The sequence below is a fragment of the Pseudomonas sp. NPDC089752 genome, from assembly GCF_044748725.1.
Taxonomy (GTDB): domain Bacteria; phylum Pseudomonadota; class Gammaproteobacteria; order Pseudomonadales; family Pseudomonadaceae; genus Aquipseudomonas.
In genome coordinates, this window is record NZ_JBIVGP010000005.1 from 248,853 (window position 1) to 265,398 (window position 16,546).

Sequence of the window (16,546 nt, forward strand, 5' to 3'; positions counted from 1 at the left end):
CCCAGCCTACTTGCAGATTTCGCCCTCGAGCGGTTGCGCGGGCGCTGCCGGCCTGCGCCATTGCGGCAGGCCGATCAGCACCACCGCACCGATGATCACCGCCATCGCCAGGCATTCCTCCGCTCCAATCTGCTCACCGGCAAAGACGATGCCCAGTAAAACCGCAACAGCCGGGTTGACGTAGGCATAGCTGGTGGCTGCGGCCGGGCGCACATTTTTCAGCAGGTACATGTAGGCACTGAAGGCCAGGATCGAGCCAAACAACACCAGATAAGCCAGCGCGCCCCAGCCTGCCGCGGTCGGCATCTGCGTCATGCGCTCGCCCGACAGCGCGCTGCCCAGCAGCAATACCGCACCGCCCACCAGCATTTCGGCAGCGCTGGCCATGGGGCCTTGAGGTAAAGGCAGGCTCTTGCTCCAGACCGAGCCAAAAGCCCACGCCGCAGCGGCAAACAGAATCAGCGCGGCGCCGATTGGGCTGGCCTGCAGGTTCGAGCCGAGGTTGAGCAGGCCGATGCCGATCAGGCCAAGCAGGATGCCTGCCCACTCCAGTCGCGAATTGCGATGGCCGAACAACAGCCCGAAGACCAGGGTGAACAGCGGCACCGTGGCCACCGCCAGCGCCGCGACTCCGGAGGCCACGCCGGCATGCTCGGCCACCGTCACACCGCCGTTGCCGCAACTGAGCAACAGAAAGCCGATCGCCCCCGCCGCACGCCATTGCGGCCAGGTCGGCGCCGGCACGCCACGCCAGCGCAGGAACCCGTAGAGCAGACCGCCGGCGATGACGAAGCGCACCCCGGCCATCAGCATTGGCGGCCAGGACTCGACGCCGATGCGAATGAACAGATAGGTGGAGCCCCAGACCAGATACAGGGCCAGGAAGGCGCCAATCAACAATAACGGGAAGCGACGAGAAGCGGGCATGGCAGAACACTCGAAATCCATTTACGGTCGACGGATTCTAGCGAGAACGCCCTGTAAACATCAGTTACAAAACAGGATTAAATGAGCGGCACAATTTGCACGACTTGTGAGAGCAACTGTCTTGCTCAAAATTTAACAAGTTGCGCGATATTTGTGGGAGCGGCTTCAGCCGCGATGCGCCGCGCAGGCGGCGCTCGATCTCAGCGTCAAAACAGAACCCAACGACAAGCGCTCAATGCTTGAGCAACAACCGCCCCTCAATCGGCACATACCGGCTCGCCGCCCGGATCAGCGACATGGCAGTCAACCCAGGCACGCCATACACCACGGCCTCGGCGCCATGACGCTGGATCACCCGCTCCAGCAGCAGGTCGAAATCACCATCCCCGGAAGCCAGCACCACCTGATCGACCCGGCTGGCAGCGTCGATCACATCAAGGGTGATGCCCACGTCCCAATCCCCTTTGGCCGAGCCATCGCTGCGCTGAATGTAGGGTTTGAGGCGCACCTCGAAACCGAGGTTGCGCAGGATCTGCTGAAACTGCTGCTGCTTGCTGTCACCCCGGTCGATGGCGTAAGCCACCGCTTCGACGATCTCGCCTTCGCGGCTGACCTCATTCCACAGGGCTGAGTAGTTGAAATGGCAGCCGTGGGCCTGGCGCACCGTGTAGTAGAGGTTCTGCACATCGGCGAACAGCGCGATTTTCTTCACTACATACCCTCGGCTGAAAAGGGGCGCATGGGCGCCCCTGTAAATGCCTGCAGTATGCCAGAGCGATCAGACGAAGGTGTCGTCGTCCGAGAAGAAGCCGCCGTCATCGTTGCCGTAGTCGGTGTCGGCGAAACCGCCCTGATCATCGCTCCAGCCACCGTTGTCAGCCACGTGCTCCTGCCCGCCCTGGTCGTTCCAGCCACCCGTGTCGCTGGCCGGCGCCGGCTCTTCCTTGGCCACCTCGGCGACTTCTTCAGGCGGCGAATCGTGGTTGAACATACTGCTGATGCCTTGCGCCAGCAGCACGCCACCCGCCACACCGGCAGCGGTCTGCATCGCCCCACCGAGGAAGCTGCTGGCGCCGCCACGGGCCGGCGCGGCGCCGAAACCAGGCTGTTGCTGCTGCATCTGCGCCTGCGGCCGGGAGAAGCCCGGGGCGCTTGGCTCACGCCAGCCGCCGCCGGAAGCCACCGGCGTGTTCGAGCGCTGCGGTTGCGCAGCCGGTTCCGGGGTGCGCGAACCCCCGCCAAAGATGCTCGACAAGAAGCCACCCCCGCTGTTGCCACTGCTGGCCGGGGCCGCTTGCGCCTGGGCGCGAGCCTGCTTGAGTTCGGCCTCCAGCTGCTTGTTCTGCTCGTCCAGCTGTTTGAGCGCAGCTTCCTGCACCAGAATGGCCTGGGCCATGTAGTAAGGCGCGGCCGGCTGCTGGCGCAGATGCTCCTCGATCCGTGCCTGTGCCTGCGCATCGCGTGGCTGGCTTGGGTCTTCGGCTTGCTTGATGCGGCCGAACAGGCCATCGATCAGGGTTTGTTCATCGGTGTTCATTTGGGCTACCTCGTAGGCAAGCGGGACATCGGACCAGCCAAAGATGGGGCGCGCGCGCGGCGGATTCAATCACCGCCGTGGTGAAACTTTTTTCAGCAAGTTACCGCTCTAGGCTAAAGTTAGGCCCCTGCTTTTACTGCCATGCGATGTTGACTGATGAATCCGCTGAGCGTTCTGCGCGACTCCTTTTACTTCTTCCGCCGCCACCTGGTGAGCATCATCCCACTGTGCCTGCCATTGGTGGTGCTCGAAGCTCTGGTCACCCAACTGCTGTACGGGCAGATTGGCGATCAAGCCTCCGCCGCCTACAGCATGCTGGTCAGCTTGCTGTTCTACCCCCTCTACAGCGCGGCGCTGATCCTCTACCTCGACACCCGCAGCAGAGGTCAGGACACCCCTCGGCGCGACCTGCTCGCCCGCGCCGTGCAGCTGTGGCCACAACTGGCCCTGCTGATTCTGATCAGCTCGCTGCTGATCGTGTTCGGCCTGACCCTGCTGGTGTTTCCTGGCATATGGATCATGATCAACCTGGTGTTCGCCGAATATCTGCTGGTGCTGCGCGGCCTGCCAGTGGTGCAATCGATGCGCGAAAGCGCACGCATGACCACCGGGCACTTCATGCGCATCATGATCTGCGTGTTCAGCGTGCTGGCACCGCTTTGGCTGATTGACGGGCTGCTGATGATGGCTTTCCCCGAGCCGACGCCAGCGGTTGATCTGGCCTTGGCCAGCCTGAGCGGCTTCCTGCAGCTGTTCAGCACGGTGGTGCTGTACCGCCTGTTCATGCTGCTGGAAGGCGAAGCTGGCAACGCCACGCAGGCTGACTGAAACTTCAGGTGCCGCGCGGTTTGGCCCGCGCCGTGGCTTCGGCCACGAGCGGGTCGTCCGGCCAGTAATGCTTCGGATAGCGCCCCTTAAGATCCTTCTTCACCTCGGCATAGGTAGTGCGCCAGAAGTTGGCCAGATCCTGGGTCACCTGTACTGGCCGGCGTGCTGGCGACAACAGGTGCAACTTGACCTGCTGACGACCCTGAGCAATGCGCGGCGTATCGGCCAGGCCAAACAACTCCTGCAAGCGCACGGCGAGAATCGGTGGGGTTTCGCTGTAGTCCAGACGGATATTCGAGCCGGACGGCACGGCCAGGTGCGCAGGCGCCCATTCATCCAGGCGCTGGGGTAGCGGCCAGGGCAGCAGGTTGCGCAGTATCGAGGACAGGTCGAGGGCGGCGAAGTGGCTCAGGCGCGACACCTTGCCAAGGTACGGCTGCAACCAGTCTTCGAGGCTGGCCAGCAGCGCCTCGTCCCCTAGATCAGGCCATTCGCTCTGCCCATCTTTAACCAGATCCAAGTGACGCAGCAGCGCCACCCTCGCCTGCCATTGCCGCAGTTCTGGCGTCCAGGTCAGCAGGTTCAGGCCTTTGCGCCGCACCAGGCCGATCAGCGCCTTGGCGCGAGCCTCATCATCCAGGTCAGGCAGCGGTTCGCGGCTGAGCACCAGTTCGCCGACCTTGATCTGGCGCTCGGCCCGCAACACCTGCTCACGCTCGTCCCAATCGAGGATGTCGACCCGCTCGACTTGCTCGGCCAGTACATCGTCAAGCAACGCTGGATCAAACTCGGCCGCCAGGTAGATACGCTCTTCGCGCTGGCCCTGGCGGCTGCCCAGGTCGGCGATGACCAGCCATGGGCATTTCATCAGCGCATCGACCTCGGCGAACAAGGCGGCGCGGCCATTGGCCAGACGGTATTCGGCGCTGCCCTCGCGACGCTGTTGGGCAACCCGGTCGGGATAGGCCAGCGCCAGCAAAGCACCGAGCCAGCGTGGGTGATCGGGGTCGGCCACCGCTGCCCCCGCTTTGCCACGCAGCAGGCCACGGTATTGGCGGGCCAGTTGCCGAGCACGCTGCACACCGCCCTGGCCGCCACGGCTGGCCTTGCTCTCACCACTGAGCAATGCCAGCCGGCTATGCAAATCGGCGCCGCCACCGCGCCGAAGATCACGCTCGCCGAGCAAGGCGGCGACATCACAGGCCATCGCGGCCAGGCCCAGGTCCTGGCCGCGCAGCAGCAGATGGGCGATGCGAGGATGTGCGGGCAGCTCGGCCATGGCCTGGCCGTGCTCGCTGAGATTGTCGCGGCTACCCGGTTTGAACGCACCGAGCCGCGCCAGCAGGTCCTGGGCCTGGGAGAACGCGGCGGCGGGCGGTTGGTCCAGCCAGCGCAGCTGATCCGGCGTCACGCCCCAACGGCCAAGCTGCAGGGCCAGGCCGGCGAGGTCGGCTTGAAGGACTTCGGCGCTGCCATGTGCGGCCAGCTGGTCGTGCTGGGCCTCGGACCACAGGCGGTAGCACACGCCAGGCTCCAGCCGGCCGGCACGGCCTGCGCGCTGGGTGGCGCTGGCGCGGGAGATACGCTGGGTATCCAGGCGCGTCATGCCACTGCCGGGGTCGAAGCGCGGCACCCGGGCAAGGCCGGCATCGATCACCACGCGCACGCCGTCGATGGTCAGGCTGGTTTCGGCGATGTTGGTCGCCAGCACCACTTTGCGCAGGCCTTTGGGCGCCGGGTCGATGGCGGCGCGCTGGGCATTGAGGTCGAGCTCGCCGTGCAATGGGCACAGCAGGATGTCGGGGCGTTCACCCAGCGCTTCCTGCAGGCTTTGATTGACCCTGCGGATCTCGGCCTGGCCTGGCAGGAACACCAGTACGCTGCCGGGCTGATCGGCCAAGGCCTGGAGCACGCTGTCCACGACCCGTGGCTCGATGAACTCGCCGGGCTGGAAAGGCCGGCCCCATTGAATGTCCACCGGGTGCATGCGGCCTTCACTGCTGACCACTGGGGCGTCGTCGAGCAGGCGCGACAGACGCTCGCCTTCGAGGGTGGCAGACATCAGCAGGATTTTCAGCGGCGGATCGTCGCGCAGCAGTTCACGGCCATTGAGGCTCAGCGCCAGCGCCAGGTCGGCGTCGAGGCTACGCTCGTGATACTCATCGAAGATCAGCAAGCCCACGCCTTCGAGCGCGGGGTCAGCTTGCAGGCGGCGGGTGAGGATGCCTTCGGTGACCACTTCGATGCGGGTCCTGGGTCCTACCTTACTTTCCAGGCGAATGCGATAGCCCACGGTTTCGCCGACCTTTTCACCCAGCTCGCTAGCCAGCCGTTCAGCTGCCGCCCGCGCGGCCAGCCGTCGCGGTTCGAGCATCAGGATGGTCTGCCCGGCGAGCCACGGTTCATTCAGCAGCGCCAGCGGCACGCGGGTGGTCTTGCCGGCACCGGGCGGTGCTTCGAGCACGGCCTCGTCATGGTTTTCCAGGGCCTGGCGCAAGGCCGGCAAAACGGCATCGATTGGTAAAGAAATCATGGTGGTCCTCGAACAGTGAGGCGAGTATAACGGCGAACCCAGCCTGCTCTATCATGGTCTTAGCATCAGGTGCTGGCGTTTCGCCCACCCTGCGGTACACCTTTTTCGGAGATTCACATGCGCATCCCATCCCGCGTCATCGGTGGCGCCCTCATCGCCACCCTGCTGACCCAGCTGACGGCCTGTGGCACGCTGTTCTACCCTGACCGCCGTGGGCAGATCGAAGGCAAGGTCGACCCGGTCATCGTCGCCCTCGACGCCATCGGCATTCTGTTCTACGTGATCCCCGGTTTGATCGCCTTTGGCGTCGACTTCGCCACCGGTGCCATTTACTACCCCGGCGGCACCACCGCGCAGGTTGCGCCGGAAAAACTGCGCGAAGCCGTCACACCCGACGGCAAGGTCGACAACCTCAAGCTGCAGGCTATTCTCGAAAGCGAATTGGGCCAGCGTCTGCCGCTGGACGACCCGCGCCTGATCCAGCATCGCGGCAGCGTGGAGCAGCTGGCGTCGTTCGGCATGATTCCGGCGGCCTGATCGTCATAAGGAAACCTCCTCAAGGATGACCACCTCAGCTGAGCATCAACGCCTGTTACGGCTGGCCACGCGCGCCTCATTGGCGGTCGCCAGTATTCTGGTGCTCAGCAAGGCCGTGGGCTGGTGGCTCAGCGGCTCGGTCAGCCTGCTGGCCGGGCTGACCGACTCGGCGCTGGATGCGGTCGCATCGTTTCTCAACCTGCTCGCGGTGCACTATGCGTTGCGCCCCGCCGACGACGACCATCGCTTCGGCCACGGCAAAGCCGAGGCATTGGCGGGCATGGCGCAGGCGTTGTTCATCGGGGTGAGCGCTGTACTGATCGGGGTACAGGCAGCCGAGCGTCTGCAATCGCCACAGCCGCTGGGGGATACCGCCATCGGCATCGGCGTGATGCTGCTGTCGCTGGTGCTGACCCTCGCCCTGCTGGCGCTGCAACGCAAGGTCATCCGCGCGACCGGTTCAACCGCGGTACGCGCCGACTCGCTGCACTACCGCTCCGACCTGCTGCTCAATGCCAGCATCCTGCTGGCCCTGCTGCTGGCCCGTTTTGGCTGGCCGCAGCTGGATGCGCTGTTCGGCCTGGGCATCGCCCTGTACATCCTCTGGAGCGCATTGCAGATCGCCCGGGAAAGCACGGCGATCCTGATGGACAAGGAATTGCCCGGCGAGATTGGCGAGGGCATGGCCGAGCTGGTGCTCGGCATTCCTGGGGTGAAGGGCGTGCATGACTTGCGCACGAGGGTATCGGGCAACCAGTGGTTCGTTCAGCTGCACCTGGAACTGCCTGGTCAGTTGCCACTGCATGATGCACACGCCCTGTGTGTGCAGGCTTCCCAGGTGATCCGCCAGCGTTATCCACAGGCGGATGTGATGGTGCATGCCGACCCGGTCTAACACTGCACACATCCCCGTGGGAGCGGCTTCAGCCGCGAAGCGAGCGACGCGGTGGATGGCACCGGCTTAGCCGGTGTTCGCGGCTGAAGCCGCTCCCACAGTGAACGACCTATTCGAATTTCCGCATCAGTTGATGCTGTAACCGCGGCCACTGAAACAGGCCCCAAGGGCTCGGCGGTAAGTATCTGCCACGTTGCCAGGCGGGGCATAGGGCGCGGTCGCCGGGTCGAACCCGGATTGGCTGACCGCCCAGCGGTGGCACTGATACCTGTCTTGATCCTGCTGTTGCTGCCCCTGCCCATTCATTGGGTAGGCCACCACATCGTAAGCATTGCTTGTCGGTGCGGGTGCGACCGGGGGCGGGCTGACCACCACGTATTGCCGGCTGTCAGCCAGGTACTGGTAGTAGGTGTCTGCAACCAGGAAGAACAATGCGCCACCTACCCACATCTCACGTGCGTAAGACGGCAGATAGTCGACCCGCACGCCATAGGGCGGGGTCACGACGATATAGCTGCCGCCATGGGGGCGGTACCAGTAACCACCGGAATAAAAGTAGTCTTCACCCCGGTACGGCACCTTCCAATAGCGCTCAGGGAAGTGATCAACGCTGTGCCCTGGCCGATACTGCGGCCCCGGCCCCCAACCATTGCCATGGCCATCCGGGCGCCCCTGCCAATCGCCGTTGCGCCGGGGGATGTCCTGGTAATAGCCCTGGCGCGCGGGCTCGGTCTGGCGCACCTCATCGCGCGAATTGAGCGGGCGGCCGCCATGCCCTTCGTCCGGGCCCTGGGCAAGGGCACTCAGGCTGACGCCCAGCAAACAGACACCTGCCAACTGCCAGATGCGCGACTTCATGATGTTCCTCACGATAAAGAAAATGGCACGCCGCCAGTCTACCGCGCCCGTGGCGGCTAGCCAGATGAAATCGCGGACATGAAAAAAGGGAGGCCGTCGGGCCTCCCTTTAAGAATTGTCGTCCGTGCTCGGCACTTGTGGCGCCGGCTCACCTCACACCGTCTTCTGGAAGGTGTGTAGCCCGGGGGCCTGGCGCATCCCTGTTGGATGGTTGGCCGCGACCGCCCGCCTAGGGCGCGTCGCCGTGGACTGATGTCCGAGCAGTGATTCTGTGGATAAAGATACCGGTGCGGCGCCAGCAGAGGATTGCGAAGATTGCTCAGATAAATAGAGCTTGCGCAATTTTTAACCCTGGATTGATAATTCACCGCAATCTGAACAGAAAAGGCCTTTTCCATGAGCAAGCTTGACCGCTACGACCTGAGCATCCTCGCCGAATTGCAGCGCGATGCGCGCATCTCCAACCAGGAGCTGGCCGAACGCATCGGCCTGTCGCCGTCGCCGTGCTCGCGTCGGGTCAAGCAACTGGAGGACGACGGCTATATCTCGCGCCAGGTCGCCCTGCTCGATCGGAAAAAACTGGGCCTGAGCCTGACCGCTTATGTGTTGATCGGCATGGACCGGCACACGCCCGAGCGCTTCGAGACCTTCGAGGCGGCCATCCGCAACCTGCCGCAAGTGCTCGAATGCAGCCTGGTGACGGGCATGGATGCCGACTACCAGCTGAAAGTGGTGGTGCCGGACATGGACCACTACCAGAAATTGCTGCTAGGCAGCCTGACCCGTATCGACGGCGTCACCAGCGTGCGTTCGAGCTTCGTGCTCAACCAGGTGCTGGCGAGTACCGAGTTGCCGTTGACCCACCTTCGCTGAGCCAGCCTGGAGAACACCGATGGATCCTGCCGTATTCGAAGAATGGATGATGATCGTCCTGGTCACCGTGTTGATCGGTTTCATGGGCTTCATCGTCTGGGACCTGGCGAAAAAGTCCAAGGCCGGGCGCTTCGGCACGATGATCCTGTTCTTCGTGCTGGGGCTCGGGGTGCTGGCTTTCATCATCAAGAGCGTGGTGGTGGGGTTTCTTGAAGGGGTTTGATCCTTCAGAGTTTCGCCGCCACCTCGCGCCAGCACCCCTGCTCCAGGCCATCCAGCGCCCAATCGCCAATCTTCACCCGCACCAGGCGCAAGGTCGGCAGCCCCACTGCCGCCGTCATGCGTCGCACCTGGCGGTTACGCCCTTCGCGAATCACCAGTTCGAGCCAGCTCGTAGGCACGCTCTTGCGAAAGCGTACCGGCGGGTTGCGTGGCCATAGCGCCGGCTCATCGAGACGCCGCGCTTCGGCCGGCAGCGTCGGGCCGTCATTGAGTTCGACGCCCTCACGCAGCCGCTGCAACTGCTCATCGCTCGGTTCGCCCTCCACCTGCACCCAATAGGTTTTCGCCAACTTGTGCTTGGGGTCGGCAATGCGCGCCTGCAAACTCCCGTCATTGGTCAGCAGCAGCAACCCTTCGCTGTCACGGTCCAACCGCCCGGCCGGGTAGATACCAGGGATGTCGATGTAGTCCTTGAGCGTCGCGCGCCCCTCGCCGTCGCTGAACTGGGTCAGCACATCGAACGGTTTGTTGAACAGGATCAGGCGCGGCTCGGCCGGCGGCGCCTTGGGCTGGCGACGGGGGCCGGAGGCAGGCCGCGCCTGGGGGCGGCGCGGCTTGGAGCGGGGTGGCAGTGGCATGGATCCTCAGCGGAACGGCGGCTCATCGAAGCTGCGCAGTTTACGCGAGTGCAGCGAATTGAGCTCGGTGCGCAGCAGGTCGAGAGCGGCAATGCCGATGTTCAGGTGCTGGCTGACCGCACGGTTGTAGAAGGCGTTGGCCGAGCCCGGCAGCTTGATCTCGCTGTGCAGCGGCTTGTCGGACACGCACAGCAAGGTGCCGTACGGCACCCGCAGGCGATAGCCCTGGGCGGCGATGGTGCCGCTTTCCATGTCCACCGCCACGGCGCGCGACAGGTTGATCAACGGACGCTCCTGGGCCCAGCGCAGCTCCCAGTTGCGGTCGTCGTAGGTCAGCACGGTGCCGGTGCGCAGGCGCTTTTTCAGCTCCTCGCCACGTTCGCCGGTAACCTGCGCCGCCGCCTCTTGCAGCGCCAGCTGCACTTCGGCCAGCGCCGGGATAGGGATGTTGGGCGGCACCACGCGGTCGAGGATGCCGTCCCGGCGCATGTAGGCGTGGGCCAGCACGTAGTCACCGATGGTCTGCGACTGACGCAGGCCGCCACAGTGGCCGATCATCAGCCAGCAGTGCGGGCGCAGCACGGCCAGGTGGTCGGTGATGTTCTTGGCGTTGGACGGGCCGACACCGATGTTGACCAGGGTAACCCCGTCGCCATCGGCGGCGATCAGGTGGTAGGCCGGCATCTGGTAGCGGTGCCAGACCACGCTGGCGACCAAAGCCTGCGCTTCGCCGTGGTCCATGCCTTTTTCGATCGACACGTTGCCCGGCAGCACCATGCGCACGAAGCGCGGGTCTTCACGCAGCATCTCTAGGCCGTGGCTGATGAACTGGTCAACGTACCGGTGGTAGTTGGTCAGCAGAATCCATGGCTGAACATGGCGCCAGTCGCTGCCGGTGTAGTGCACCAGGCGGCGCAGCGAGAAGTCCACGCGGGCGGCATCGAACAGCGCCAGCGGCAGGGTTTCGGCGCTGCCCCAGTCGCACAGGCCGTCGGCGATGTCGTCGGTGGCGGCCGACAGGTCGGTGCTGGGGAACACCCGCGCCAGCTCGGCGGCGGTGATGCCGCTGCCGGCCAGCTCATCGCCCTGGTCAACGACGTAGGGATACGGAATGTTCTGTTCGCTGACGCCGACTTCGACGGTCACCGTGTAGTCGTGCATCAACGGGCGCAACTGCTCGAGCAGGTAGCCACGAAATGCCGCCGGTTGGGTAACGGTGACGCTGTAGGTGCCGGCCACCTGCACCTTGGCGTAGGCGCGGGTAGTGGCTGCGACTTCGCCGTGGCTGTAGTAGGTCAGGCGCAATGCCGGGTAGCGGTACACGGCGCGCTCGTCGGCGTCCGGTTCGGTACGGTCTTTCAAGTACCGCTTGAGGGCCTGGCTGAGGGCGCCAGTGGCCTGTTCATGCAAGGCCGCCAGACGGTCGACGGCCTGTTCGGGAGTATCAACGACTACAAAGGCGTGGCTCACACTGTGCTTCCTGTCTGGACATGCATGTCAGCCATCTTGCCTGCCTTCGCCGCTAAAAACACCTCCATCGATCAGCGCTGACTCTGTGGGAGCGGGCTTGCCCCGCGAAAAGGGCAACTCAGGACGGCCAGGCAGGTGTCGCTCTCGACATCAACGCCGCGACGTCGGCGCCACGTGGCAACGCACCGTACACACGCCCGCCGCCTGCCAGGCGGCTGCCGATGAACGCGTCGCTGACCGCAGCGTTACCCGCTTCGAGCAGCAGTTTGGCCTGCAGGGCCAAGGCGATGTCTTCGGTCAGCTGACGGGCGCGGTATTGGATGTCGCTGGTGTCGGCGAACGCCCCCTTGAGATTGCCGATGTGCGCGGCCAGGCGAGGATCGCCGTGGCCATCGCCCAGTTCGGTGAACAGCGCATCGAGCACGCCCGGCTCCTTGGACAGGGCCCGCAGCACATCCAGGCACTGCACGTTGCCTGAGCCTTCCCAGGTAGAGTTGACCGGCGCCTCGCGGTACAGCCGCGGCAGGATGCTGTCTTCGACATACCCGGCGCCGCCCAGGCACTCGGCGGCCTCGTTGATCATGGCCGGGGCACGCTTGCAGATCCAGTACTTGCCCACCGCCGTGACCAGCCGGGCGAAGTGCGCCTGTTGCGGGTCGTCGAGTTGCTCCAGGGCCTGGCCCATGCGCAGGCTCAAGGCCAGCGCCGCCTCGCTTTCCAGGGCCAGGTCGGCCAGCACGTTCTGCATCAGCGGCTGTTCGTTCAGCACCCGGCCACCGACCTTGCGATATGCGCAGTGGTGGGCGGCCTGGGTCAACGCCTGGCGCATCAAGGCGCTGGAGCCAACCATGCAGTCGAAACGGGTCATCGCCACCATCTCGATGATGGTCGGCACGCCCCGGCCCTCCTCACCGACCATCCAGGCCAGGGCGCCGCGGAACTCTACTTCGCTGGACGCGTTGGAGCTGTTGCCGAGCTTGTTTTTCAGGCGCTGGATATAGAACTGGTTGCGGTTGTCATCCGGACGATGGCGCGGCAGCAGGAAGCAGCTCAGGCCCTTTTCGGTCTGCGCCAGGGTGAGGAAGGCATCGCACATCGGCGCCGAGCAGAACCACTTGTGCCCGACCAGCTCATAGGCCTCGCCTGGCCCGGGGCTGCCTACCGGATAGGCGCGGGTAGTGTTGGCGCGCACGTCGGTGCCGCCCTGTTTTTCGGTCATGGCCATGCCGATGGTGACCCCAGCCTTGTGCCGGTCGCCGACATTGCGCGGGTCGTACTCGCGGGCGAGGATCTTCGGCAGCCAGTATTCGGCCAGGTCGGGCTGGAGCCTGAGCGCAGGGACGGCGGCAAAGGTCATGGTCAGTGGGCAGCCGGTGCCGGCTTCGGCCTGGCTGTGCAGGTAGGTCATCGACGCCCGGGCCACGTGTGCGCCAGGGCGTGGCTCGGCCCAGGGCAACGAGGGCAGGCCGTGTTCGACGGCCGTGCGCATCAGTTCGTGGTAAGCGGGGTGGAATTCAACCAGGTCGATGCGGTGGCCGTAACGGTCGTGGCTGCTGAATTCGGGCTTGTGCGCGTTGGCGAGAAAACCCGCGGCCATCAGCGGCCCACCGGCCAGGGCACCATAAGCGTCGATCCGCGACTCGGCCCAACCGGCCCCGAAACGCCGTGACCATTCCTGTAAAGGCAGATCGAGGCGGTACAGGTTGGCGCCGTCGAGTGACGGCGGCTGGTTGGTGACTTCGTGGGTTTCAGCGTACTGGTGCAGGTTCATCGGGAGCTCCTGGGGGCCGGGTAGGGCTGAGAGGTCCAGTGAAGCACCATCTATGGATAGCGCAAAGTGACGAAAGTGACTAAAGGTGTGGGTGGGATTGGGGGCGCATGTCTTGAGTTTGATGGTGGTGCGCATATCGAGCGCCGCCCGCACGGCGCATCGCGGATGAATCCGCTCCTACATTTGTTGCAACGTACCGTTCCAGTCAGGCCATGGTTGATCACCTTGGTGCCAGCCAAAAAACCGCGTCGTACACATAAGGCTGACAACTATGGCCTATCAGGCCATGGCACGTTGCAATAGATGTAGGAGCGGATTCATCCGCGATGCGCCGCGCGGGCGGCGCTCGATCTCAATGCCACCACACCCCTCAAGCCTGGCACCCTGGGTTCACCTCAAAACCTCACATCCCCCGACACCGCCCTTCCCGCCGGCATCTGCACCTGCGCTATCGCCACTTCAAGGCTCAACTCGAACCGGCTACCCAACCCCCGCGTCGACTCATGCACCAGCTTGCCGCCCAGCACCTCGCCCATCTGCCGACAAATCGACAGGCCAATCCCCAACCCGCCATAACGCCGGGTCATCGAGCCATCGACCTGGAAGAAGCGCTGGTACAGGATCGCCTGGTCCAGGTCATCGAAACCAATCCCGCTGTCACTGACGGTGAAAGTCAACGCCAGGCTGTCCGGCCCCAGCCGGCGACCGCGCACCTGCACCATCACCCCGCCCTGGTGGGTGAACTTGAGGCCGTTGTCCACCAGGCAGCCCAGGCAGCGCGCCAGCTTGTGCGTATCGCCCAGCAGTTCGTCGGGCAGCTCGGCGGGCACGTCCAGGCTCAGGTACAGCCCCTTGCCCAACGCCGTACCGGCATAACTGGCACGCAGGTCCTGGAGCATGCGCCGCAAGCTGAATGGCGCGGCTTGCAGGCGCATGCGACCGGCCTGCAGTTCGGTGAGGGTGAGGATATCGTCGACCATGGCCATCATGTTCTGCGCAGAACCCACCGCCGTGCGCTGGTACTGGGCCATCTCGGCGCTCATCGGCAAGGTCTGCATCAGCTCCAGTGAACCGATCACGCCATTCATCGGCGTGCGCAACTCATGGGTCACGGTAGCGAGGAATTCGTCCTTGAGGTGGTTGCTGCGGGCCAGCTGCTGGTTCAGGTGTTCCAAGGTCCGGCCGGTCTCACGCAGGGTCTGCGCCTGCTGTTCGCGCATGCTGTTGATGCGGTCGGCCAGGGCCAGAGACAGCAACGCCACTTCCAACGCCGAACCGAGCTGGCTGGCATACATGGTCAAGAACACGTTCGGCAGGTAACCCAGCACCATCAAGGTATTGACCAGCCCACCGAGCAGGAACGCCGTCCAGGCGATGATGAACCAACGGGCCACCCGCAAACCACGCAACCAGGCGTACAAGCCCGCCGTGAATATGCTCACGGTAAACAACAGGGCCAGCACCGTCGCCGTGCGCAGTGCGATGCCGTAGGGCATGCTCACCGCCAGCAGCATCACCAGCGCACCACCCAGCATCAACAGCTGGAGCAGGCGGTCCAGGCCCCGACTGATCTTGCCCAGACGCAGGAAATGACGGGCGAACTGGCAGCCGAACAAGCCCGCCGCGCCGATGAACAGTGGCGTCGCGGCATTTGCCCACCATGGGCTGTCTGGCCAGAAGTACGCTACCCCGGCGCCATTGACCGAGACCTGATAGAGGCCGAACGAGGCGATGTAGAGGATGTAGTAGAGGTAACTGACATCGCGCACGCTGAGGTAAATGAACAGGTTGTACACCAGCATCACCAGCAAGACGCCGTAGATCATCCCCAGTACATAAAGGCGGGTCGGTTGCTCTTCCATATAGGCTTCGGCGGACCACAGCGCCAGCGGCGCCTGTACCGAGCCCTCGCTGTGCAGCCGCAGGTAGACGGTGGTGGCCTGGCCAGGTTGCAGGGGCAATTCGAACAGGTAGTTGTTCTGGCGGATCTGCCGGCTGTCGTAGGGCAAGGCGTCGCCGGTGCGCTGGGCCAGGCGGTAGCGACCATCGGTGCCCGGCAAATACAATTCGAGGTGATCCAGCGGAGGATACGCCAGCTCCAGCAACCACTGGCGAGGCATGGCGTCTGCCGAAGCCTGGTAGCGCAGATCGATCTTCAACCAGAACACCGAGGTCGAATAGCCGGCGTTCAGCACGTCCTGGTGGTGCGCACGGAAGCGGCTGGCGAACGCGGGGGCGGTGACCTGGGCAATGCTGGCGCTGCCATCGCGGTCTTCATAGACCTGCATGGCCTTGCCCAGCGCAAGGTGCCGGGTGCTGGCGTCGAAATCGACCGCAGCGGCCAGCGCGGGCAAGCAGCCCAGAAGCAAAATCAGGAGATAGCGCATACAGCCCCAGCATGGCCTGCACGGTCGCGTCGCGATGGCCCCCTATCCCTATGAGACGACGAAATCCGGCACTGCCCGTTTATCGAGTTATCCGAGCACTCTAGCATAGCTTTCCACGCTGGCCACCGGCCATCTAAATTTTGGAAGAAACGGCTCTAACTCAATGCTTTCAAGCCAACAGAACGCTTGATTCTGACCTATCGCTCAACAAAAGCCGTTTGTAGGACGATCCGTACAAATGGGTTTGGTGGTAAGCTCGCCGACCATGAATACCTACAGCTCCCGCCCCGTTGTCCTCTGTCTCTCCGGCCACGACCCAAGTGGCGGTGCCGGCTTGCAGGCAGACATTGAAGCCCTGATCGCCCAAGGCTGTCACGCCGCTCCCGCAGTGACCGCCCTGACCGTGCAGGATACCGTCAACGTTTCCGACTTCCGCGTGCTCGACCGCGAGTGGGTGCTGGCCCAGGCCAACGCCGTGCTGGCCGACTCCACGGTGGCCGCGGTCAAGCTGGGCATGCTCGGTTCGATCGAAATGGTCGACACCGTCGCCGAACTGCTCAGCGCCCACCCGCACCTGCCAGTAGTATGCGACCCGGTGCTGCGCGCTGGCGGCGGTGGCCGGCTGGGCAAGGACGAAGTCGGTTATGCGGTGCGCGAGCGCCTGTTGCCACTGGCTGCCATCGCCACGCCGAACTTGCCCGAGGCGCGCATCCTCGCCGAACTGCCCGAGGGCAGCGCCGACGAGTGTGCGGAAAAATTGTTGCCGTTCTGCAAGCACCTGCTGATCACTGGCGGCCACGGCGACGAAGACGAAATCCACAACCGCCTGTACAGCCGCGACGGCCAGCGCCACACCTGGACCTGCCAGCGCCTGCCGGGCAGCTATCATGGCTCGGGCTGCACCCTGGCCAGCACCCTGGCGGGTCGCCTGGCCCTGGGCGAGAATCTGCAAAGCGCCGTGCGCAGTGCACTCGACTACACCTGGCGCACCCTGCGTGACGCCGAGCAGCTGGGCAAGGGCCAGTTCGTGCCACGCCGCCTGCCCCTGGACTTCTGCTCCTGATACGAGG

At 64.4% G+C, this 16,546-nt stretch carries 15 protein-coding genes; 6 read left to right on the plus strand and 9 right to left on the minus strand.

From position 1 onward, the window contains the following. Positions 1–6: 6 nt before the first annotated feature. The 3 genes from yedA to ACIPZF_RS10505 all read right to left on the minus strand — a co-directional run bounded on the left by yedA (position 7) and on the right by ACIPZF_RS10505 (position 2,464). Positions 7–927, minus strand: coding sequence for a drug/metabolite exporter YedA (gene yedA, locus ACIPZF_RS10495; protein ID WP_400798601.1), 921 nt, complete (start codon positions 925–927; stop codon positions 7–9). 232 nt (positions 928–1,159) lie between these two features. After that, positions 1,160–1,639 carry an NYN domain-containing protein gene (locus tag ACIPZF_RS10500; protein ID WP_400798603.1) on the minus strand — a complete coding sequence of 160 codons (480 nt, stop codon included), beginning with the start codon at positions 1,637–1,639 and terminating at the stop codon, positions 1,160–1,162. Between the two features lie 66 nt (positions 1,640–1,705). After that, positions 1,706–2,464, minus strand: a complete 759-nt coding sequence (locus tag ACIPZF_RS10505) for a DUF2076 domain-containing protein (RefSeq protein ID WP_400798606.1) — start codon at positions 2,462–2,464, stop codon at positions 1,706–1,708. Positions 2,465–2,620: 156 nt separating this feature from the next. Between ACIPZF_RS10505 and ACIPZF_RS10510 the strand changes: the two genes are divergently transcribed. Next, entirely contained in the window at positions 2,621–3,292 is a 672-nt protein-coding gene (locus tag ACIPZF_RS10510) for a YciC family protein (protein WP_400798609.1), read from the plus strand. Between the two features lie 4 nt (positions 3,293–3,296). Here the strand turns inward: ACIPZF_RS10510 and hrpB are convergent, their stop codons facing one another. Then, a complete protein-coding gene (gene hrpB, locus ACIPZF_RS10515) occupies positions 3,297–5,825 on the minus strand; it encodes an ATP-dependent helicase HrpB (protein ID WP_400798611.1) in 2,529 nt (842 codons plus the stop codon). Positions 5,826–5,942: 117 nt separating this feature from the next. Here hrpB and ACIPZF_RS10520 point away from each other — a divergent pair, with 117 nt between their 5' ends. Together ACIPZF_RS10520 and ACIPZF_RS10525 are read left to right on the plus strand one after the other, a co-directional pair. Continuing rightward, positions 5,943–6,362, plus strand: a complete 420-nt coding sequence (locus ACIPZF_RS10520; RefSeq protein ID WP_400798613.1) for a polyribonucleotide nucleotidyltransferase — start codon at positions 5,943–5,945, stop codon at positions 6,360–6,362. A 25-nt stretch (positions 6,363–6,387) separates the two neighbouring features. Beyond that, a complete protein-coding gene (locus tag ACIPZF_RS10525; protein ID WP_400798615.1) occupies positions 6,388–7,257 on the plus strand; it encodes a cation diffusion facilitator family transporter in 870 nt (289 codons plus the stop codon). Positions 7,258–7,383: 126 nt separating this feature from the next. Here ACIPZF_RS10525 and ACIPZF_RS10530 read toward each other — a convergent pair whose 3' ends face one another. Beyond that, positions 7,384–8,115, minus strand: coding sequence for a DUF6515 family protein (locus ACIPZF_RS10530; protein WP_400798617.1), 732 nt, complete (start codon positions 8,113–8,115; stop codon positions 7,384–7,386). 396 nt (positions 8,116–8,511) lie between these two features. On the opposite strand from ACIPZF_RS10530, the gene ACIPZF_RS10535 reads away from it, so the two are divergent. Together ACIPZF_RS10535 and ACIPZF_RS10540 are read left to right on the plus strand one after the other, a co-directional pair. Further along, positions 8,512–8,988, plus strand: coding sequence for an Lrp/AsnC family transcriptional regulator (locus ACIPZF_RS10535; RefSeq protein ID WP_125462492.1), 477 nt, complete (start codon positions 8,512–8,514; stop codon positions 8,986–8,988). Between the two features lie 19 nt (positions 8,989–9,007). Continuing rightward, a complete protein-coding gene (locus tag ACIPZF_RS10540) occupies positions 9,008–9,211 on the plus strand; it encodes a DUF2788 domain-containing protein (protein ID WP_400798618.1) in 204 nt (67 codons plus the stop codon). Positions 9,212–9,215: 4 nt separating this feature from the next. Here the strand turns inward: ACIPZF_RS10540 and ACIPZF_RS10545 are convergent, their stop codons facing one another. From ACIPZF_RS10545 to ACIPZF_RS10560, 4 genes are all read right to left on the minus strand, one after another. Continuing rightward, the gene (locus tag ACIPZF_RS10545; RefSeq protein WP_400798620.1) at positions 9,216–9,848 is read right to left on the minus strand and encodes a pseudouridine synthase; all 633 of its coding nucleotides are present in this window, start codon (positions 9,846–9,848) and stop codon (positions 9,216–9,218) included. Between the two features lie 6 nt (positions 9,849–9,854). After that, positions 9,855–11,318, minus strand: coding sequence for an AMP nucleosidase (amn, locus tag ACIPZF_RS10550; protein WP_400798623.1), 1,464 nt, complete (start codon positions 11,316–11,318; stop codon positions 9,855–9,857). A gap of 118 nt (positions 11,319–11,436) precedes the next feature. Then, positions 11,437–13,089: an acyl-CoA dehydrogenase family protein gene (locus ACIPZF_RS10555; RefSeq protein WP_400798625.1), complete on the minus strand. Its 1,653-nt coding sequence runs from the start codon at positions 13,087–13,089 to the stop codon at positions 11,437–11,439. A gap of 395 nt (positions 13,090–13,484) precedes the next feature. Then, positions 13,485–15,476: a sensor histidine kinase gene (locus ACIPZF_RS10560; protein ID WP_400798628.1), complete on the minus strand. Its 1,992-nt coding sequence runs from the start codon at positions 15,474–15,476 to the stop codon at positions 13,485–13,487. Between the two features lie 265 nt (positions 15,477–15,741). On the opposite strand from ACIPZF_RS10560, the gene ACIPZF_RS10565 reads away from it, so the two are divergent. After that, a complete protein-coding gene (locus tag ACIPZF_RS10565) occupies positions 15,742–16,539 on the plus strand; it encodes a hydroxymethylpyrimidine/phosphomethylpyrimidine kinase (protein ID WP_400798921.1) in 798 nt (265 codons plus the stop codon). The last annotated feature ends 7 nt before the right edge of the window (positions 16,540–16,546 follow it).